This is a genomic window from Ignavibacteriota bacterium (assembly GCA_016218045.1).
Taxonomy (GTDB): domain Bacteria; phylum Bacteroidota; class Ignavibacteria; order SZUA-365; family SZUA-365; genus JACRFB01.
Map to the genome: position 1 here is coordinate 40,587 of JACRFB010000029.1, position 19,380 is coordinate 59,966.

16 protein-coding genes are annotated in these 19,380 nt (G+C 52.9%); 10 read left to right on the forward strand and 6 right to left on the reverse strand.

Annotation, left to right across the window (positions count from 1 at the left end; genetic code table 11):
• The first annotated feature begins 877 nt into the window (after positions 1-877).
• From HY962_08255 to HY962_08275, 5 genes are all read left to right on the forward strand, one after another.
• Positions 878-1,750, forward strand: coding sequence for a hypothetical protein (locus HY962_08255; GenBank protein ID MBI5646912.1), 873 nt, complete (start codon positions 878-880; stop codon positions 1,748-1,750).
• Positions 1,751-2,178: 428 nt separating this feature from the next.
• Positions 2,179-3,291 carry a hypothetical protein gene (locus HY962_08260; GenBank protein MBI5646913.1) on the forward strand — a complete coding sequence of 371 codons (1,113 nt, stop codon included), beginning with the start codon at positions 2,179-2,181 and terminating at the stop codon, positions 3,289-3,291.
• Between the two features lie 90 nt (positions 3,292-3,381).
• A complete protein-coding gene (locus tag HY962_08265) occupies positions 3,382-4,713 on the forward strand; it encodes a hypothetical protein (GenBank protein ID MBI5646914.1) in 1,332 nt (443 codons plus the stop codon).
• A 26-nt stretch (positions 4,714-4,739) separates the two neighbouring features.
• Complete coding sequence (locus HY962_08270; protein MBI5646915.1) at positions 4,740-5,666, forward strand: hypothetical protein; 927 nt, start codon at positions 4,740-4,742, stop codon at positions 5,664-5,666.
• An 81-nt stretch (positions 5,667-5,747) separates the two neighbouring features.
• The gene (locus HY962_08275; GenBank protein ID MBI5646916.1) at positions 5,748-7,016 is read left to right on the forward strand and encodes a membrane dipeptidase; all 1,269 of its coding nucleotides are present in this window, start codon (positions 5,748-5,750) and stop codon (positions 7,014-7,016) included.
• 43 nt (positions 7,017-7,059) lie between these two features.
• On the opposite strand, the gene HY962_08280 is transcribed toward HY962_08275, so the two are convergent.
• From HY962_08280 to HY962_08290, 3 genes are all read right to left on the reverse strand, one after another.
• Entirely contained in the window at positions 7,060-8,076 is a 1,017-nt protein-coding gene (locus HY962_08280) for a methylglyoxal synthase (GenBank protein MBI5646917.1), read from the reverse strand.
• A gap of 91 nt (positions 8,077-8,167) precedes the next feature.
• A complete protein-coding gene (locus HY962_08285) occupies positions 8,168-10,240 on the reverse strand; it encodes a tetratricopeptide repeat protein (protein MBI5646918.1) in 2,073 nt (690 codons plus the stop codon).
• A gap of 143 nt (positions 10,241-10,383) precedes the next feature.
• Positions 10,384-11,280, reverse strand: a complete 897-nt coding sequence (locus HY962_08290) for a hypothetical protein (protein ID MBI5646919.1) — start codon at positions 11,278-11,280, stop codon at positions 10,384-10,386.
• Between the two features lie 493 nt (positions 11,281-11,773).
• Here HY962_08290 and HY962_08295 point away from each other — a divergent pair, with 493 nt between their 5' ends.
• Both HY962_08295 and HY962_08300 read left to right on the forward strand, forming a co-directional pair.
• Positions 11,774-12,700, forward strand: coding sequence for a hypothetical protein (locus HY962_08295; protein ID MBI5646920.1), 927 nt, complete (start codon positions 11,774-11,776; stop codon positions 12,698-12,700).
• A gap of 73 nt (positions 12,701-12,773) precedes the next feature.
• A complete protein-coding gene (locus HY962_08300; GenBank protein MBI5646921.1) occupies positions 12,774-13,691 on the forward strand; it encodes a hypothetical protein in 918 nt (305 codons plus the stop codon).
• Between the two features lie 706 nt (positions 13,692-14,397).
• On the opposite strand, the gene HY962_08305 is transcribed toward HY962_08300, so the two are convergent.
• Both HY962_08305 and HY962_08310 read right to left on the reverse strand, forming a co-directional pair.
• The gene (locus HY962_08305; protein ID MBI5646922.1) at positions 14,398-15,333 is read right to left on the reverse strand and encodes a zinc dependent phospholipase C family protein; all 936 of its coding nucleotides are present in this window, start codon (positions 15,331-15,333) and stop codon (positions 14,398-14,400) included.
• A gap of 395 nt (positions 15,334-15,728) precedes the next feature.
• Complete coding sequence (locus tag HY962_08310; protein MBI5646923.1) at positions 15,729-15,920, reverse strand: peptidoglycan-binding protein; 192 nt, start codon at positions 15,918-15,920, stop codon at positions 15,729-15,731.
• A 405-nt stretch (positions 15,921-16,325) separates the two neighbouring features.
• Between HY962_08310 and rssA the strand changes: the two genes are divergently transcribed.
• From rssA to HY962_08325, 3 genes are all read left to right on the forward strand, one after another.
• On the forward strand, positions 16,326-17,234 hold the full coding sequence (gene rssA, locus HY962_08315; GenBank protein MBI5646924.1) for a patatin-like phospholipase RssA: 909 nt from the start codon (positions 16,326-16,328) through the stop codon (positions 17,232-17,234).
• 98 nt (positions 17,235-17,332) lie between these two features.
• The gene (locus tag HY962_08320; protein ID MBI5646925.1) at positions 17,333-17,713 is read left to right on the forward strand and encodes a hypothetical protein; all 381 of its coding nucleotides are present in this window, start codon (positions 17,333-17,335) and stop codon (positions 17,711-17,713) included.
• Between the two features lie 520 nt (positions 17,714-18,233).
• Positions 18,234-18,674, forward strand: coding sequence for a YbjQ family protein (locus HY962_08325; protein ID MBI5646926.1), 441 nt, complete (start codon positions 18,234-18,236; stop codon positions 18,672-18,674).
• Between the two features lie 12 nt (positions 18,675-18,686).
• On the opposite strand, the gene HY962_08330 is transcribed toward HY962_08325, so the two are convergent.
• On the reverse strand, positions 18,687-18,878 hold the full coding sequence (locus HY962_08330; GenBank protein ID MBI5646927.1) for a peptidoglycan-binding protein: 192 nt from the start codon (positions 18,876-18,878) through the stop codon (positions 18,687-18,689).
• Positions 18,879-19,380: the final 502 nt, after the last annotated feature.

Below are 19,380 nucleotides of genomic sequence, written 5' to 3' on the forward strand. Positions count from 1 at the left end.
CGGGGCGCCAACTTCGGTGTGCCGGGACACCGTCAATGGTGTTCCGGGACACGGTCGCGAAGCTACGGGACACCGTCATTGGTGTTCTGTTCCACTACCATAGGTGTACTGTTCCACCATTGGTGGTGTTCCGTTCCATCGTCAACGGTGTTCCGGGTCGACGGCTGAGGTGTTCCGGGTTGATGGCTGGAATGTTCCGGGTTGATGGCTGGAATGTTCCGGGTCGGCGCCTGAAGTACGGAGGGAGTACGCCGCTGACAAGCGGATTGTGGATCGAGGGATAGCGGGTCGGCAGCACGAAATGTGCTCTCGATCCCGACGATGAGAGGAATACATGGCGGGAATGTCCTGGGTCGAGGAGCTGGTTACACACGGACCTGCCTGATGTAGGTGTGTCTTCCATCGGCACTTCCTCGGGTCGCAGTGTACAGATATCCTCGAGGCATGTGAGGTAGGGGGGCTCCCGGACCAGCTTGGACCGGTCGCGAACCAAGATGCTTCCACTTCGCGTGGAGGAAGGAAAGAACCGTGAGTGAAATTTCTGCGTTGACCCCGTTTACCGAGGAGGGAAATGAAAAAAAATCGAAAAATATTTTTGCTTCCCGCACCAAATCGGCTCTGTTGGAGATGACTTCCAGGACCTAAAACCCGCCGATTCTCCCAGACGCTCCTTCGATTATCGCCCATTACGCCGTTTTTTCGGCATTTTTTCCCCAATGAGCCTAACCCGGCTGTGCTCGGTGGAACATTTTTCACGGCTTCGGGAACAATGAAAAAAGTTGCAAAAATCCGGGAACATTTTTCCGTTTGAGGAGTTCAAGGGGTATGAGCTGGCCAGCTCCCACAAAATCTCCCAACAATTTTCTGGGGTACCAGTATGAAAGATCGTGAACTCAATTCCCTGATGATGTTCAAAGGCGTGCGCGACAATTTCCGCGACAACGCCGCCCTCGTCGCCAAAGTGCCCGCGCTCGAGCGGTTGGCGCAAACGCTGGCCGTAAAAGTGGCCGATATCGAAACGATGGCGATACAACACGCCACCGTCACCACCGGCAAGACCGAGGTCAAGTACACCATGCGCGACACGCTGATCGACCAGATCAGCGTGAAATCGTCCGCGCTCTACGCCTTCGCGAAACATCACGGACAGATCGAGACCCTGGCCCTGGCACGCACGCCGGATTACCGCGTACGGCTGATGCGCGACGAGGACCTGATTCTCCACGCCGAGATCCTTCATCGTTCACTGGTGGAGGCGGGGTCCGGACTGGCGGACTACGGCGTACCCGAGAGTGAAGTACAACAATACCGCGCGGCCCTCGACGGATTCATCCAAGCCCTCGGCACCCGCGATCACAGCCGTTCCGTGCGCACCGTGAGCCGCGTCACACTCGGGCAACTGTTTGCCGAGGTGCGCGAGCTGCTCACCGAGGAAGTGGATCCCGTGATGGAGCTGTACCGCGTCACCGATCCCCTCTTCTACGACACCTACCGCGCCCTCCGCGTCACCAAGGCCCTCGCCATCCGCTACCGCAAGGAGAACGGCAACGGCAATGGGAACGGCAACGGCAATGGGAGCGGCAACGGCGAGTCCGCAGCCAGTGGTAATGGCAACGGTAACGTCGCTACTTCAAGCAACGGAAACGGCATCAGTGGAACCGTTGCGAGTGGCAGCGGCAGCACCTCCAATCACGCAACATCGACACTCAGTTCCGCCGCTCCGGTTCCGGCGGACAGCACGGCCAGATAAAGAACCGGCATACAACCTCCTACTTGAGTGGCATCACGGCCGGGCGCAAGCCCGGCCGTGGTGTTTATGGCAAGAGCATCCGTGGTAAAATTCCGCAGTTACTCCCCTTTCGGTTGTCGGAGCGTTGCAGAAGGGACATAGAGTTACTAGCCGACCCCGGAATACTGCATCTGTTGATCCATTGGTGGCACCCATCAAGCAGCACCAAAGCACGTAGTACCACGTATTGACGTGGCTGCGACTGTATGATAAGTTCAGTTTGTCCTTCCCGCACCTCTCTTCCGCACCAAAATCCTCGATACTGCGAGCACGCATGTGTTTATGTGGCTGCCCCTCATACGCCTCGCAACATCTGAGCGTACAGCGATAATACGACGCGTCATATGTACCGAACTGCCTCAACAGCTAAATCAGGTGCGGGTAATAACATGAAAACTGCAATTTTTACGGGTGCCGGAGCGAGCAAGGCTGTGGGTTACCCACTCACGTCGGAGATACTTCCTGCCATTCGGGAAGACATTCTGAAAAGAACTCTATTTCAGGACATAAATAAGCCCGCCGAGAATGCTGCCGACAGAGAGCAATTGCATGGCTATCTACGCACCATGTTGGGTGGGTTCGACACATGCCCCGCCGGCGAGCTTCCCATGATCACCGATGTATTCTCGCTTGTCGATTATTCGCTCTCCGTCGGTGAATCGCTGCCCTTCGGTGACGAGCAGGCGTTGCGCTCCTTCCGATTCCTGCTCGTACAGGGGATCGTCGACGTCCTTCTCGGGAGGTATGTGTATCGAAAAAAAACGACGAAAACTTCGGAGGAAGAACAGTGGACATTAGGTGCGTTTGTGCAGTGGATTCGAGCACAAGCAAGCAGCCGAGGGAGCAACCAGCGCAATAAGGTCGGTGTTGTGACCACGAACTATGACATCGAGCTGGAGCGCGCACTGTATACATGGGTTCGCAAGGAAATCCACGATTTGGATCTCGGTTTCGATTGGCGTGACGCCTTTACCAACCTCGAGCGAAGACGCCCCGCTTCTCCGTTATTGCGTATGTACAAGTTACACGGATCGCTCGATACGCTCAGGTGCGCCAGATGCGGATATGTGTACTTCAATCCATATGGGAGCATCGTACATCAAGCCCTGAAACGTCCGCCACTTACAGAGAATAACACCTGTGTCTGTAACGAGGAAGAACGGCTCCAAGTCCATATTGTGTCACCCTCGTTCGTTCGTGAAATCCGTGATGCAAATCTCCTCAGTGTATGGCGGAGCGCACTTGAATTCCTACGGACTGCAGACCGCTGGTATATAATAGGATACTCCCTCCCCGCGGAGGATCTGGCTATCCGTTCACTTCTTATTCGGGCGTATGCCGCTCGTGTAAAACCGCCTACCGTAACTGTAGTGCAGTGGTCCAACGATGAAGAGGCGCGTTTCAAACTGCTGTTCCCGAACTGCACGTACATTGCCGGTGGTTTGACGCGATTCCTGGAAGCACAGGTAGGCCGCCGCGCGGAACAACCGCGCCAAGTATGATCTGTGGTGTGATGAAAGTCCGCAGGAATTCGCACCGGTGGTGGATCGAACTGTGCATTTTTTGCCCAGAAACACACGAGGATACGAATAATGGTTGTACAAGGCATACATACACAAAATAGTGTTCGACTTTGGCTGGCATGGACAACGGCCGCACCTCCTGAATGCCGCATCGGAGACAAGGCGGCAAAACGGACGATGCTTTCCTTCCAGGGTCAACCTACCGCAGTATTGTACGAATTCGATGGACTGACAGCAGGAACAACCTACGAAGCCACATTCGTCAATACCGCTCAAGAGACTGTGCACCCGAGTGTTGTATGCCGGACACTCCCACAAGAATTGGCGGCGAATGACTATTTCTCAGTCGCGGTCGGAAGTTGCTATTGGTTCTACTCTTCCGCTAGAGCATTGCTACCGAAAGGTTATCCTCCGAAACTGCACGACATTGCATTGCGCTTTCTTCTCGGTGATCAGATATACATTGATGTATTCGGACCGGCGAGCATCCCGGTGGAATATTCGCCAGATGTTGGCGACATGTACATTAAGCAGTGGGGTGATCCCGACTATCAGCACTTTCTTTCCCGAACGCCCACGGGTGTTCTTGTTGACGATCATGATTATTGGAACGACTACCCGCACAACAACATCCAGCTTCCATATCTCTACAACAATACACGTCGAAATGCGCTTCAAGTTGCTGCACAACAAGGGATAGAAACGTATCAGCTTCCCCTGAACCCACAACGTGCTCCTTCATTCAAGTTTTCGGTCCCTCCGCTTGAATTTTTTGTGCTTGATACTCGTACAGCGCGCTCGCGCTTCGATGAACCACACGCACATTTTCTTCGATCAACAGATCGAGATGCAGTCCTGAAATGGTTGCGAAACTTACAAGGGCCGGGCGTGCTTGCCATTGCAAACTCACTTGTAACGCGACCCACACCAGGGTGGCAGCGTTTTCTGCACATGATGGGCGATGTGTCACTCGCAGATTATCAAGAAGACTTCACAGCATTGTGGCAGGGTATCGTATCCGCTCCCCACGATATTCTGCTCCTGACAGGTGATGTACATTACTCGGCGTTTGGCGTGATGGATGTGACCACACTGCCAGGGTACCGTGAAGGCACGCGTCGGGGTGTCGTTTACGAATGCATCTCCTCCGCACTCGGAGTGCTTCCATCCGCGCGCAGCAGTTTCGACCAACCGACGAAATTCGATACCACGGGATATTCCGACCGTGGGGAGTTCCTCGAATATCACACCATTCACGCAGGAGAAAGGGGTAAGGAGAATTTCGCGGTCCTCTCATTCCGCAAGACGCAGAACGGCGTGGAGTTTTCCATCAGATATTATGCGCCGGATGGTTCCCTTATTTTTGCGCCCCAACCGGGTGCGAAGTACATCCTCCAATGATCCTGTGACACATAAGGAGCAAGAAAATGCTATCAGAGAATATCTCCCTCCGTTTCGGCAGTTCATCCGGCGACCGTTCACATCATCAGGACGTGAGCACGTTGTTCAAGACAAAGGATAATGCCGCGTTCTATTCTTTCGTCAGGCAAGACCTCGATGCCTTGGATGAATCGGCACTCGATCTCCCGCCCGGTAAGTCGTTCAAACGTGGAGCCCGGGCAGCGATCGGGTTGACGGGTGAATTCGGATTTCTCGGTTATGCAATCCGCCAGGCACAATCGATACTCCGCATCGACAAACAGCCAAGCTATTGGTCGCACTGCTTTCTCCTGCACGATGTTCTGCCTGCGGATCCTCAAATCATTCGCGGGAAGGGCCCCGAGTCGCCCATCCTCTGGGAGAGCACCATCGACATATCCGGACCTCTACGTCATCTGCACATGGTAAACGGCGTCAGTCCGCGGCCACTGCATGATTACAACACAGCAAAGTACGATCCGTTGAAACCGCATTGTGTGCCAAATGTGGCTCTGATCGTTTTCGCACTCGATGAATCGGAGATCGACGCGATTCTGGCGCGTGCGACACACCCGCAGGTCGACTCGCTCCGTTACGATTTCTCGGGCCTGCTAGGCACATGGCTGTCATATCTCTTTCGCAGAGAAAATGAACAGAACCCTCTCGGTGCCGGCCACGCCGTGTACTGCAGTGCATTCTGCCAGTTGGCATATGACTCGGTATCAATCGATCTCGCATCCGGGGCTCACACGCGGAACACGAGTCCGGAGCACATCTGGCAGAGTGCACTCTGGTTTGCGGAAACATTCCGGCGTCATGGGCATCCAGTGCGTGTGTATTCCTGCATTCGAGAAGGAGCATGTGTCAGCATGCCGGCTGATGCCCGTATGAACCTCTCCCTCGAACATGCTACGAGCCTTATTCGCGGGAAGTGACAGTACTAGCGTCGCATTCGTCGCATGTACCCATCTCCCTGATTCCACCTCACAGACACATCTTTACAGCAGGAGCCGCATATGTCCTTCGTCTGCGATATACACAATCACCTTCCTGTCAAGACATATTTGTACAACAAACCCTGTCTTTTCAATGTGAGTCTTCTTGAAACAAATCTCCCGGCGAGTGTTCTGAAGCTCATGAAATTCTACAATCCCGAGACCGAAATCTTCCGGGTTCTGTCCACCGTGCCGAAAATGGAAGCAGGTGGTGTGAATGCTCTGGTTGCGACCCACTACGTGCCGGAGGATCAATTCCTCTCCAACGTGAAGAAGGAATACACTGCCCTCGTCAAGGCATTAGCACCCATTTTTTTCCCGGAACTGCTCGATCGGATTGAGAGCAAGACAACGGTGTTTGAACAGACGCTCGAAAGTTTTGACGTGCTTGAAGCAAAGGTGAAGGAAGCAAACCGCGCGGGCGCACGGCTCGTGATTGCCCGCACGTTTCCGGCATTGGAGAAGGCGGTACAAGCGGGTGATCGCATCCTGATCCATGCCCTTGAGGGCGCTCATCATCTGGGTCGCGGTCTTACGCAGGATGAGATCCGAGAAGCCGTACGAACGCTGAAAAAGCGTGGGGTGTGTTACATCACTCTCGCGCATTTTTTCGACAACGGATACGCGATGCCCATCGAAGGGCTGCCTCCCGATGTTCGTGACGGATTCATGCGAGATTCCTATCGTGATCGTGACAGGGATGTGGATGCGCAGCAGGGTCTCCCGCCAGCAGGGAAAATGCTCGTGAACGAAATGTTCGATCAGGGAATCATCGTGGATCTGACACACACGAGTCCCCAGGGACGGCGCGACGTCTACGCATTAAACCGTGCCCGACGAGATGAGGGCAAACCTTTACGCCCCCTCATCATGTCGCATGTCGGTGTTGAGGCCGAATTCGTTCGGAATCAGGGGAAAAACTCCCCCTACCGATATCTCTGCGCCAGCAACGAGGATATCGAAGCCATAGCCGAGTCAGGAGGTGTGATCGGAGTAATATTCTTCAACTACTGGCTGGCCGGACTCACGGAGAAGAAACATTCCGACACAGATTTTGGCATCGAGCATATTTTCCGCGCCATGGAGTACATCAAGGAGCGAACCGGTACGTACGACAACGTGGCTATCGGAACCGACTTCGATGGCATGACTGACACACCAGACGACTATCGAGACATATCATCGATAAGCCGTCTTCGCGCCTATCTCGGCATTCATCTCAAACACGCAGAAGTCAACGCCATCCTTGGAAACAATTTCCTGCGTGTGCTGCGAAATGGGTGGGGGTGAATCGGTCACACGGTGAATTCGCAACCGCCAGAAATACAGTTTTTCAACAGGGACGAACAACACGTTGCATCCACTCACGTGCCTGCATCTCATTCGTGAGCATCCTGACGTGGTCCTGTATCATACACGCTCCAAAAACAACCCGGATGTCTTCGATGTGTGGGTGTGGGTGCAACGGATCGATAAAGAATACTACCGCATGGCAGTCGCCATAGAGAATCTCTGTTGCAATTTCTATGTCGCCACCTTTCGGCCCAGACTGATAACGCACAATTTTTTTATACAGGTTTCGTGTGTTGGCTGCCACTTCGCGGCCTGTGGTTCCGGTGGATAAAATGCGTTCGAATTTGTCGAGTTCATGTTCATGGTCTATCGCGAATTCGACCATTCTCTCCTTCATCGCATCGTGTGCGATCAAAGCGATGGTCATATCCGATAGCTTGGATGGCCACGTGTCGAATTTTCGAACCATGATCGTATTATGAACCGGTTCGACGTTTCTTTTAGTCAGTCGGAGTATTGGGGGTACGGGTTGCCGATTCCTATCCGCATCCAGCCCTCCTTCCTTCGCAAACCACTCCGCGACTGAACCGCGATTCATCAATCTCTTTACGTGCCACTGGTCGCAAAGTCGAGTCAGGGCAAGGTTCTCGGGATTGAGCCAGTGCGCTGTAAGAGGTGTCAAAAACGGCCACACAATGCTGCATAACTGTTGTACGACGAAATAACTGAGTACGGTTACGCCCCCCTCGGTCCGATCTGGAAGACACGTCAGTCCGCAGTGTTTTTCCAGGAAGTTTCTCGTTTCCTTTGCCACGGGCCGCTTATGTGTTGCGTCCCCCTCGATGACACGACGGAAGGTTCCGCCTGTGAATAGAAATGAAAAGCCCGCGAGCTTTTCCGGACTCTCATGATACATCTGTTCGAGCAATCGTGCCAACGAGTAGTTCAGTTCCACATCATCGTGGCTCGCCAATACCCCGATGAGTGTCTTCTGATTTTGTTCCACCAGAATGCTCTCTTCTGGCAGAGCCGTCGATATTTTTGCAGGTGCGTTCATTACGTGCTCCGGAATAATGTACAACCATGTGTGGGTGTATTAAATGTACTCAGCAGGAATAACCGAGGGGAAAATATTTCTCAACAGTACGTCAAGCCGCCTCATTCCACGCCGGCCAATCAGCGAGGACATCCTCCGCGGCATCGCCGTTGATGACCGCCGCCAGTTTTCCCAACCATGGTGCTTCAGTGTGACCGTCCTGAATTGCGCGTTCGACATTCCGCGACAAATCCCAGCCCGGTGATCTGACACCCTTGTCGATCAATGTTCGAATGTCGCGGAGGGCCGTCAGTTGATCTGCCACTGGCCCATGCGCATACCTGTAGAAAGAGCATTCTAGTTCTACTACTGGCTTATCTGTGGAGTCGAGAAGCTTCACAGCTTCAGCGAGTTTTTCGAGACCGTCGGTCCTTCCTAAGGCGAGGAGCAAACCGGCATGATTTGAAGCAATATTTACATCTGTAGGATTTATGGCGCGTACCTTGTTGTACAGTTCCTCCGCTCTGATGTAGTCCTTCCTAATGTTCTGGAGAAAAATGGCGTAGTTCCCGAGAATGGTTGGGTCTGAAGGATCCGCCTCGAAAGCACGTTGAAACATCTTCTCCGCCCCCTCGAAGTCTCTCTTGATGATCTCGAGAAACACTGCATAATTCCCGAGATTATCGGTGTGTTTCGGATCAGCATCCAATGCCCTCTTGTACATTCCTTCTGCTGCTGTGTAGTCCTTTCGGACCTCATGCAGGAAGGTTGCGTAATTAAAGAGGGCGCTGATATATGTAGGGTCCGCATCCAATGCTCGAAGGTAGAGTCTTTCTGCCGAGTCGAGATCGCCCCTTCGATTTTTTATAAACACGGCATAGTTGTTCAGGATGACGGCGCTATAGGGATCAGCATCCAAAGCTCGTTTGAACATCAACTCTGCATTATCGTAGTCATTTCTTGAATTATCCAAGAACAGTGCATAATTCGCGAGTAGTGGTGCTGCATGTGGAAATTGCTCGATACCCTCTCGGTATACCATATCAGCGGCCTCGGGATCATGATTTTCCAACCTATCCGCTTCGACGATCACCTTCCAGTAGTCTGTAAACTGATCTTCGATTTCTCGTACGGCCTTCCGCAAAGCCTGCACCCCGGATTCGTCCATAGATTTTTTCTCAATCGATTTCGAAACCTCCTGAAATCGTGTGTGGTACTCGTCGAAAATCCTGGTAAATCGTCCTCTGTTTGGATGTGGCAAGGCCAATTCGTTTCGGACGAGAAGCATGACATCGTCGAACCAACCACTGCGCACCCAGATACCACCACGTGCCACCAACCACGCCCTCACGGCACCCTGTGGCTCGTACGGATGCACCCAATACGACCCGAATGGTAGTGCTTCCGGCGGTAGGTCGTTCAACATTTTCAGGATACCTGCATCCGCACCACCGTATCCCATGAAGATTAGCCCTCGATCATGCAGCACCATCGCTGTAGACCTGCTGATCCCCTTTTTCAAGTCTGCAATTTCCAATGCCGTATTTTGCGGTGAGAGCCGATGATCACCATGTAGCTTAACCACGAGAGGTCTCATGCGCGTGGGCCTAATGAAGCCCGCGAGAGATTCATGCGATATGACCAGCGGCCTCGCTTCGGTGTAAAGGTACAATGCATCCGAGACGAGATCGTCGAAGTTGGTGGTCAGCACCACGTTGAAGCGACCTCCGGATTGAGCGACGAGCTGAGCGAGCACCGCATAACCGAAGGAGGGTGTCCTGCCGTCACACCAATTCTCGATCTCTCTCTGCCTGTCCTCTGGCGTCAGAAACAACTTGTCGATTACTGCACCGTACGAACTGCCTGGTTTGGTTGAATCATATTCAGGAATTTCTTCTTTGGCCCATTGTTCGAGATCTGCCCGGTGTGGTGCCTTCAAGTCACGGAGCCGTGGCAGCCAATGGTCACGCACTAGTTGTGCCGCAGCAGGGATACCTGACGTAACCGAGCACCCGGCTCCCAAAAACAGCGCAAATCGTCGTTCCGAATGCACATCGGCACGAAGACGTCTTGTGAATTCCTCAACATTGATCGATCGCAAAATAGAGGAACCCGAACGGTGCACGGATTTCTTGCGCGCCGTCCCAGCCGGAGCGACTTTTTTCTTCGCACGCGATTTTGCCATAATGGTCGTTGCCTCTGTGTTGATGAGTTCCAGGTGCGATCCCGGACAGAATTTTTGTCAAAAATTGCCGCCGCAGTCAAAGCGCCTGCCGTACCTGTCCGCGTAGTACTGCCGTATTCTGTGTTTTCTGCGCGGCGCGCCGACTATCGCCCCCCGCGTGCCTGCTCCGTCGCTTTGCGAATTCCGAGCACTACATCGTACCAGAATGGTGCACCCAGGCCGGCCAGGAAACCGGTCGCAAGTATACCCACGAGCCATACAAAAAGCTGCCACGCCAATGCCCAGCCACCTGTGTCTGCGACAGCACCGAATCCGCTGTACGGAAACACCAACCACCCAATTGGCGCAGGTGCGGTTGCAAGCGACTGGACACCCGTACGAACTTCATCGATTTCCTTCCTGAGCTGCCGATACGTTATGCTGTCCGCAGCGTCGCCCGGTGGGATTTTTTCATACCGCGCAACGACATCCTCCAACGATGCAAGGGCTACAGCACGTGCAGCAGTGTCTGTGTAATACTCGGTCACGATGTGCACAGTATCGATATTCAGAACAAACGCGAGAATTATTGCGACAACAGTGGACGAACACTGCGATTTTCGGCGGAATCGCTCGGTGTAGATCTTCCCGATCTGCTCCCACCGGCGTCCCAACTCACCCATGATTTCGTCCACCTCGGCTTTTAGTTCAGCGCTAATCTCAGTTCCAACTGTTGTACGTCGTATCTCTGTCAGGAGGGCTTCGGTGGAGATGTCCGTTGTACGGCTCTGAATGCGGCTCATGAGGGCGGTCAAGGACGCCGCGATGTCACTGTCCGCAGGCAAAGTTGCAGCACTGGCAGCCGCAATACTTCGGACGCGTTTCATCTCACGTTCCATCACGGGTTTCAAATCCTGTCCATAGAAGTCATGCAGGAGCTTGCCAAATTGATCCTGCCTCACACTCAACAGTTTCTGTATCAGGCGAACGAGCTGTGTCACAACAGTCGCCACGGCGAGCATTGTCACAGCGTAGGCGAGTAGAGTATCGAGATACGGCATGTAGGCCTCCTACGATTTCAACTTTTCCGCACAGTTATATTCCTTTTCATACATCTTCTTTCCCGTCATACTTCTTGAAGAACTTTTTCGACAGACTCTTGGTGTTTCGCAAGATGAAATGCCTCATTTTCGCGTGCAACACGTGGTAGCACGTGTTTTCGAGTGTGAATCCTGTATCCCGTACTACAAAAACGGGTGGGAACACCTATTTCGGAGAGAACGAGGGATACGTAAGTTCTTCTCCATCCTCCCCGCACCTTATTCCCGTATCATATACCCATCGCCGAGCAGATCAAGGTCACGATCTGCTGATTCAGCAATAGTGAGGGTGAACACCCCCTTACCACAACATGGTGGCAAGAACGTACTTGGTGGCTTAACAATCCCTGATTACAGGTGTTCACATCGCGATTTCTTCGCTTCCCCACCATCCTTCACCCCATTTATAAGGATTTCCCAGGTGCCCTCGCCAAGATCATATTTCGTAGTAACAATGTTCTCCATCGCCATCGGGTTTGCTTCGCACAGTACCATTGCACAGATGCACATACAGTCTTTCGTCGCTCCTCCTGCAAGTAGCGGAAAAACAGATTTGGTGTCTACACATTCGGAACTGGCATTTATCGACTCGATTATCGGTGCAGAGACCACTGATTCTGTTACAAAAGAATCAATGCGTGTGTTAAAGCGGCGAATAGAAGATGCAAACAAGGCGTCAGATCTGCGGGACAAAGCGAAGAAATCCACCTCACCGGAGTTCCGTCAGGCAATGCTTGCGTATGCAGACCGTTTGTCGGGAGACACACTAACCGGCCTCAGGGTTAGCGGCGACATTGCCACAAAACCCGCAGCACAGGACGGTGAAAACATGTTCACACCTGTCCTGACAGGTGATTACCATCGAAGTCTGGATCTTGGCTGCAGCCGTGTGGCAGAGCTGAATGTACACCTCGATCTGCAGGCGCCTGCGGCCGGGACCACAGTAGAGAATATCGCGAACGCCCTGCTTTCAGGAGGAGGTGAAGGTCGGCTTCAGGTGACGGGCCGGATTGGCTTCGGCGAAGATCTACGACTAGGAGTACGGTTTGGGTTGCTCGGGTCTCTTGCATGGATCGGCAAGAAGAGCGCAAGCACTACCATGACTGAAGCCCTCGGCTTCGCCACGTGCGGCTTCGTCTTTGCTGCCTGGCTTCACCCTCTGATTGTGATTTATCAGAACGAATTCGGCTGGGTGCGCGGCGCTGAACATGAACCTCTCGCGCTTCTTTTGAACAACAGCATGGTCGGAAATCTTCTGGTCGGGGTGCAATTTGGTGATGGGACGTATCTCCAGTTGAAATATCCGCTCGCAGGCAACCGCGACACAAACAATCCGTCCAATCTCGAAGTGCGTTTCGTGCGGACGCTTGCGACGTGGTAGCGACGGTCATTACTTCACGACCATTCGTTGTCATCCGCACAACGTATTTTTCAGATTTACCGCCGATGTTAACATGAACAGTATTTCTGCTATCACAGAAGCATATAAGTACCTTCTCGAAGAATGCATTTCGTCTGGCTGTATCGATCTCGAGGGTTTGCGTAATATCTTGGATACACAGAATTTCTTCTCCCCTGCCTTTACCGAGTGTATTCAACGAAGCATCTACGGTGGTTTCTTTAATATGCTCGCGATGGTTGCAGAGGAACAGACGATATTATCGAATAAGGGCGATTTTCAGGATATTCTTACGAATAATCTGATGGTTTGCGTTAATAAAGTACTCTTAAGTTCCCAGCAGTCCACAAAGGATTACACCAAAGTTTTGGAGGAATATTCAATGTTGGTAAACGAAAAGAAAATACGCTCCATTTTAGCAGACATCGCACATGCAGACAAACAACTACTGACAGCCGGGGTGGGCTATCTTGTCAGGGATATGGACGAGTATCTATCTTCCAGATCTCAGGACGATATTGCCGGGCTCAACCCGACGCTCTTTCTTGAAATAGTCAACGAGATGAAGCAGGCCGGACGCCGCGACCAGACTGGGCAGGGATATGCTGATTTCCTCGCCGATATAAGCGGGCCGCGAGGAATCTCGCTCAATTCGAGCAATATTGTGCTGGATATGAGCGCCTTACTTGAAAACAATCAGGGTAAAAAACTTGCGGCCAAGGTGGGAAGGACGTTCTTGAAGAAATTCAAAAAGCGGCTCAAATCAATTATTTGCGACGAAAAGATCGGTCCCTATGGACAGTTAAAGAACAGTGTTATTGGCAAAGCGGCCGTTCCAACCACCATCGCAACCACCATACTGACTTCAGGATTTACGGCTGCAAACGTTTGGTATCCCCTCGCCGTATATGTGGCATTACTTATCGCACAGGCCGGCCTTGATGCGTATTGCGACAAGAAGTCAACCGTATGATCAGGTGCGATTCAAGAGTTTGGACCACAATGACCTGAATTAGCACTGTATCCCGAGTTGTTCACTGCGGGTGACCTGCCCCGTGCACCAGTAGCCCACGCCGCGTTGTGGCCTCTCAAGATCCAGAAGACTGGTCGATGGCGGGAGAATGCCGAGCCATAAATTTGCAGTTTACAACCTGCTCACTCGTCACAGATTCTTACAACCGTGTTACTGCGAATGTGAGGTCTGAGACACGGTTGCTTGAGACGATCTTGCCGCGCGTCGTGGTGAAAGAAACACGAGGTAGAAAGGACAATAACAGTGGCTATTTACACGGGTCCACCAAAGCAACCTTCTTCACGTCTACCTCACACAACCAATAATCGATCTTTGTTGTGCATGAGTAATCTAAGACAAAATCGGTCCCATTCTCGCTCAACGTGAGTACGTAACCTGTGTTGGCTGGGCTAATTTTAGCGTCGTACGGTTCGACCAGGGAATACATGGCCAGATCCTTCTCCTGGAGAAGGGCCTTCCACGCGGTGCCATCAAAATTTGCCGGAATCCCACTCGGAAACTTGGCGTTTACCAGCCCGTGAGCCCGAATTATTGCTGTCGAAGTTTCCTGATACGTGCCTCGGTCGCAGATACTGGCGCTACCACAACAACCTTGCAGTAGAATAATACAGAGAAGAAACGAATAGAGATGATGCGGTTTCATGTTTCAACCCCAGCAGCTTTGTTGTGCGTTGCGCGGATCAACACCGTTATCGAGATTCCACTCCGGGAGCAGACCCGCAATTGGTGTGAGATGACCCGAATAATGAAACAACGGTGATTCAAATGTAGCCCAGTACCTCACGATGTTATCCACTGCACGGTCGAATACATCGGCCTTGAATGCCCCACGTTTCCCTCCTGGGAGTGGTACGTCATCGTAGTAACGCTTGCATTTGGATGCTTCGTCTCTGCGAAGTTCCGCGGGCGATTTGTACATGAAATTGTAAGCGTGCCTGAAATGTTTCCAAATGAGATTGCCGGCATCAGCCGTGTCAAGGAGATCCGTGTATGAATCGAACCAACTGGCCGGATCAGGTTTGCCGAAAACAGGGCAGGCTACGCGTGCATGCTCTGCCCAGAAGTTCATGACAGCGGGTAATGCCGTATCCGCCTTGCACGACCGTAAGAAGTTCGTGTATTCGGCTTTCGTGATGTCAATTCCAATGACATCTTTCATTATGAAGGTATCCTGATAATTCTCGCACTCATGATGCACATCCATCGAGGTCGCATCCTGGCAGGGTCCGGCTATCAGCTCTACAACGGGATGTACAGTAGCATCGGCAATCAGATGTGAGGAGAAACCGCAGAGCCAAGCCACCTGCTGCTCCCAGTTTTTCTTACCTTTTGTAATGGAAAGCGTACGGAGGCCTAGATTTACGATACCGCCGGTATTCTGGTAATGCATGATATCAGCCCAGTTCGTCTCTATCTTACCAAGCTTGAGCAAATTCAGGTAGCTGAGGTACGGCATGTCCGGACCCACAGAGCCAGCCGTAACCCAATTGTTGTGGGCATTGAGGGTGTCCTTTAGCTCACCGGCATGCATGCTATCTATCGCCTGCACGACCAGGGCCATGTGTGTGAACGCACCTGCCATTATTTCTCCTCCGATAATTGGTTACAACGCTATATTTGAAGCAATAGCCCTAATTGGGCTGTTTATCTATTTTCCCAATTTCAAAGTAGATGGTCCGACACGAAATCGTCCCGTCACTGGATCATGCCGTTATCCACATAAAACATCACCAGTTTGCCCGGACGATCACCTTCAGACAGCGCGCGCCGCATGTTACTTTCGCTCAAAGTAGAATTACTCACCCCAGTGCGCAATAGGTGTCAACACCTGATTATGATTGTATTGTTCCTATAGCCATGGTACACCTTGAATGTTACCTCCTTGCCAACTTCAAACACGCTGCTTCTTGTTTCGGCTTTGTTGCGGTTGTCGCCCAATCAACGGACGGCATCGATCATCGGCGTCGCACGCCCTCCTCACGGTAGCGTGATCCGCAACTCCTTCGCGGTGAGGGGGCCTACTTCTCCATCTGCAATAAGTCCTTTTCTGAGCTGAAACGCGACGACTGCGGCGTGGGTTTTAAGCCCGAAGACTCCGTCGAGTTTGCCGGGGTGGAAACCGGCGGCTTTCAGGGCGGTTTGTATGCTCTTCACCACTGCCCCTTCCATTGGGGGGCGTCAGTGGACGGTAGATTGTGCTCTCGGGCGGCCTGACCTCAACCTGGGCGCGTTTGGGTGTATCTGTTATACCTGGCACCAGAATGCCGTAATCCCAGCGGCGGTCGTCGACACCGATACGAGTTTACTTCCTTTGGCGTTTGGTGTGTCGGACGTGGGACGCTCCGGTTGTGATGTGGGAAGCTCGGGACTTGTAGCGGAGTTGGATTACTGTGCTCTGAAAATGTGACGGCCAAGCGACGGTAAAAGTCATACTCGCACGTGGGTCTGCATACATTGGATACGTGCACCGGCAGTTGTGTACCTGGCTCTCCGGCCGCGTTCTGGCCGGAGTTTTTCGTTGTGTGTGTGACCTGTTTTGAAATTATATTTCGGCGTACGAAATAGAGGCCGGATATGAAGGAACAGCGGCGTATGAGAGTCGGACTTGCATTAGGCAGTGGTTCAGCACGCGGGTGGGCTCACATTGGCGTTATCCGTGCATTGGAACAGGCGGGAATACGACCCGACGTCGTGTGTGGGACGTCCATCGGCGCGCTTGTCGGAGCCGCGTATGCTGCGGGAGAACTGGATCGCTTCGAACAGTGGGTGTGTGGTTTGAGCTTCAAAGATGTGATCGCTTTTATGGACGTGGGATTGAGCGGCGGCCTACTCAAGGGGGAACGGCTTATGGAGTTTTTCCGCAAACACTTCGCGGACCGGCCCCTCGAAACGCTCACACCAACATTTGCGGCGGTGGCAACCTCTCTCAACTCAGGCGCGGAGGTATGGATGCGGCATGGCTCGACGCTTAATGCGGTGCGGGCCTCCATAGCCCTGCCCGGGCTCTTTACGCCTGTACTCTGGGACGGCGAAGTGGTAGTTGACGGCGGGCTAGTCAATCCAGTGCCGGTGTCCCTTGCGCGTGCCATGGGTGCCGATGTGGTGATAGCTGTCGATCTCAGTTCCGATATCCTGAATCGTTCTCACCGCGAGTCCGGCCCGCGCGACGACTCGGTCCTGGAGAGCGCGAATTGGTTCAAGAAAATGCAGAATAATCTCGCGGCCATTATTCCCGCGCAATCAGATTCCGAACACAGGATGCCCTCCACCCTCGATGTATTGGCAACCAGCATCAACATCATGCAGGTACGGATCTCGAGAAGCCGGATGGCTGGTGAGCCGCCGGAGATCTCCGTGATGCCGCGGTTATCGCATCTCGGATTGCTTGACTATCACCGAGCACAAGAGGCAATCGACGAAGGCCGCTCCGCATGGCAACGTGTCGCACACCATGTATTTCCGGGCAATATGTCCCACTCATGAACGTGAGGACACTGAAAACGATATAAAAGCCGCCTTAGTGAGCAACACCGGTCTTAATCGTGTTTGTGAACATGATCACTCACCACGAGGAGTCAGCCATGCCGACCGATATTCGAGTTATTCACGCCAGGGATTTCCTCAGAGCGACGCCCGAAGGGGTATTCGATTTCGAGGATTCCAAACAATGTCTTCTTTCCATCGCGACGGCAGCTTCGCAACCAGGAGATATTGAAATCCTCCTGGATACGCGAAAGGCGCATTTGCACGTGACAGTTTCAGAATTATGGTTTCTGGCTGCGGAACTGAGCAAACTGCGCGCGGCCTTTTCCCGAAAGACCGCGGTTTTATGTCCTGGCGAGAGCTTCGACAATGCCAAGTTCTTTACACTCTGTTCCGAAAACCGGGGATTCCGAATGCGGGCCTTCACCTCTTTCGAAGATGCAATACTGTGGCTGAGTGAAGTGGACCCACAGACCTGAATCGGCAATCAGGACCACATCGGCGATGCATGAGGAAGTGACAACACGTTCACCATCAACATTGTGAAGCAGAGTCCGGCATCGGCTGCACACCCAATCTCGTTTCACCGGCACTCAGTTCCGCCGCTCCGGTTCCGGCGGACAGCACGGCCAGATAAAGAACCGGCATACAACCTCCTACTTCAGTTGCATCACGACCGGGCGCAAGCCCGGCGGTGGTGTTTAAGTGCCCCGTTGCACCGTGTGCTTGTAAGGTTCATGCTGTAGCATCAAAGCAGAAACAATTCAGCATGGCAACCATTGTCTGCATCCCGTGAAAGTAAGGAGCAGAAATTACCAGATTGTGTGGTACATTCTCACAACGCATACCGTAGCGCACAGGAAGCCCAGGGAAGAGCGGAGCAAAATGCCGTCCGGGTGGAGCGCGATTACATGCGGCCGATCATTTTTCGATCACGGTAACATCTGAGGAGTAATCATGTTCGAGAAACAATGCCCAGAATGCGGTAAAACAGTTAAAATGCTCTATATTTCGAAATACGTTAAGGGTAAAACGCTCTGTGAGGAATGCAAAGCGAAAGAGGTCAATCCTCTCGACAACAACGCGTATAATTCTCTCATTCTCACAACGTCGCCGAGCATTGAAGGGCGTTGCATCCTGAAATATATAGGCATTGTCACATCACAGTCGGTGCAAGGCCTGGGCATGTTCAAGGATTTCGGAGCAGGAATCGCTGATGCATTCGGTGGAAGCGCGACTGGCTACGAGAAATCATTGGAGGACATGCAAAAGACCGTACTCGCGAAGCTCAAGCGTAAGGCGCACGAATTGGGCGCCAATGCCGTCATCTCGATCGATCTCGATCTAGGTGAGCTGAAGGGCACCATGCTGATGCTCACTGCGAGTGGTACAGCAGTCCTCCTGAGCGAGGAAACGGTAGACGAGCCGATAAATTCCTAGCCGACCCGCACCTCAAGTAAGCACAACCCGCAACTCCTTCGCGGTGAGGGGGCCTACTTCGCCATCGGCGATGAGTCCTTTGCTGAGCTGAAACGCGACAACGGCGGCGTGGGTTTTTAAGCCGAAGACTCCGTCGAGTTTGCCGGGGTGGAAACCGGCGGCTTTGAGGGCGGTTTGTATGCTCTTCACCATCGCCCCTTCCATTGGGGGTGTCAGCAGACGGTAGATTGTGCTCTTGGGTGGTTGGACCTCAACCTGGGCGCGTTTTGGTGTATATGTTATTCCGGGCACTAGAATGCCGTAATCCCAGCGGCGGTCGTCGAGGGTTGATGTGATGACGCCGCGTTTGGTGGAATGCGCCTCCACGGTACCGCCGCTGCCGTCGGAGATCACGATGTGCCCGATGGCACCCTGTTTCGGGACTCGAAGAACAGCCGCACCCGGGATGTTGGCGGCTTCAGCCACTGTAATGACTGTCCCCAATTTCTTGGCATCGCGCGCCCAGAATCCTGTGTAGGCGTCCGCGTTTGCGGGATTGCCTTTCGGATTGCTGCAGCCGTATAAAATGCCGGCAGTCTGGTACACGAGCCAGGAGGCGAACTCGGCACAGTCCCACGGACCGGTCCACGACGCGTTGTCTTTCGGTGCACTGGCACCCAGGATGTATTTTTCCTTGAGATGTTTGCTACCCAGAGATACGAGTTTA

Bases quoted from the DNA above. Each gene is read 5' to 3' on its own strand.
- HY962_08255 (MBI5646912.1), top strand. From the start codon at position 878: ATGAAAGATCGTGAACTCAATTCCCTGATGATGTTCAAAGGCGTGCGC.
- HY962_08300 (MBI5646921.1), top strand. From the start codon at position 12,774: ATGAACAGTATTTCTGCTATCACAGAAGCATATAAGTACCTTCTCGAA.
- HY962_08265 (MBI5646914.1), top strand. From the start codon at position 3,382: ATGGTTGTACAAGGCATACATACACAAAATAGTGTTCGACTTTGGCTG.
- HY962_08270 (MBI5646915.1), top strand. From the start codon at position 4,740: ATGCTATCAGAGAATATCTCCCTCCGTTTCGGCAGTTCATCCGGCGAC.
- HY962_08260 (MBI5646913.1), top strand. From the start codon at position 2,179: ATGAAAACTGCAATTTTTACGGGTGCCGGAGCGAGCAAGGCTGTGGGT.
- HY962_08285 (MBI5646918.1), bottom strand. From the start codon at position 10,240: ATGGCAAAATCGCGTGCGAAGAAAAAAGTCGCTCCGGCTGGGACGGCG.
- HY962_08275 (MBI5646916.1), top strand. From the start codon at position 5,748: ATGTCCTTCGTCTGCGATATACACAATCACCTTCCTGTCAAGACATAT.
- HY962_08330 (MBI5646927.1), bottom strand. From the start codon at position 18,878: ATGGAAGGGGCGATGGTGAAGAGCATACAAACCGCCCTCAAAGCCGCC.
- HY962_08305 (MBI5646922.1), bottom strand. From the start codon at position 15,333: ATGGCAGGTGCGTTCACACACATGGCCCTGGTCGTGCAGGCGATAGAT.
- HY962_08320 (MBI5646925.1), top strand. From the start codon at position 17,333: ATGCCGACCGATATTCGAGTTATTCACGCCAGGGATTTCCTCAGAGCG.
- HY962_08280 (MBI5646917.1), bottom strand. From the start codon at position 8,076: ATGAACGCACCTGCAAAAATATCGACGGCTCTGCCAGAAGAGAGCATT.
- HY962_08310 (MBI5646923.1), bottom strand. From the start codon at position 15,920: ATGGAAGGGGCAGTGGTGAAGAGCATACAAACCGCCCTGAAAGCCGCC.
- rssA (MBI5646924.1), top strand. From the start codon at position 16,326: ATGAAGGAACAGCGGCGTATGAGAGTCGGACTTGCATTAGGCAGTGGT.
- HY962_08290 (MBI5646919.1), bottom strand. From the start codon at position 11,280: ATGCCGTATCTCGATACTCTACTCGCCTACGCTGTGACAATGCTCGCC.
- HY962_08325 (MBI5646926.1), top strand. From the start codon at position 18,234: ATGCTCTATATTTCGAAATACGTTAAGGGTAAAACGCTCTGTGAGGAA.
- HY962_08295 (MBI5646920.1), top strand. From the start codon at position 11,774: ATGTTCTCCATCGCCATCGGGTTTGCTTCGCACAGTACCATTGCACAG.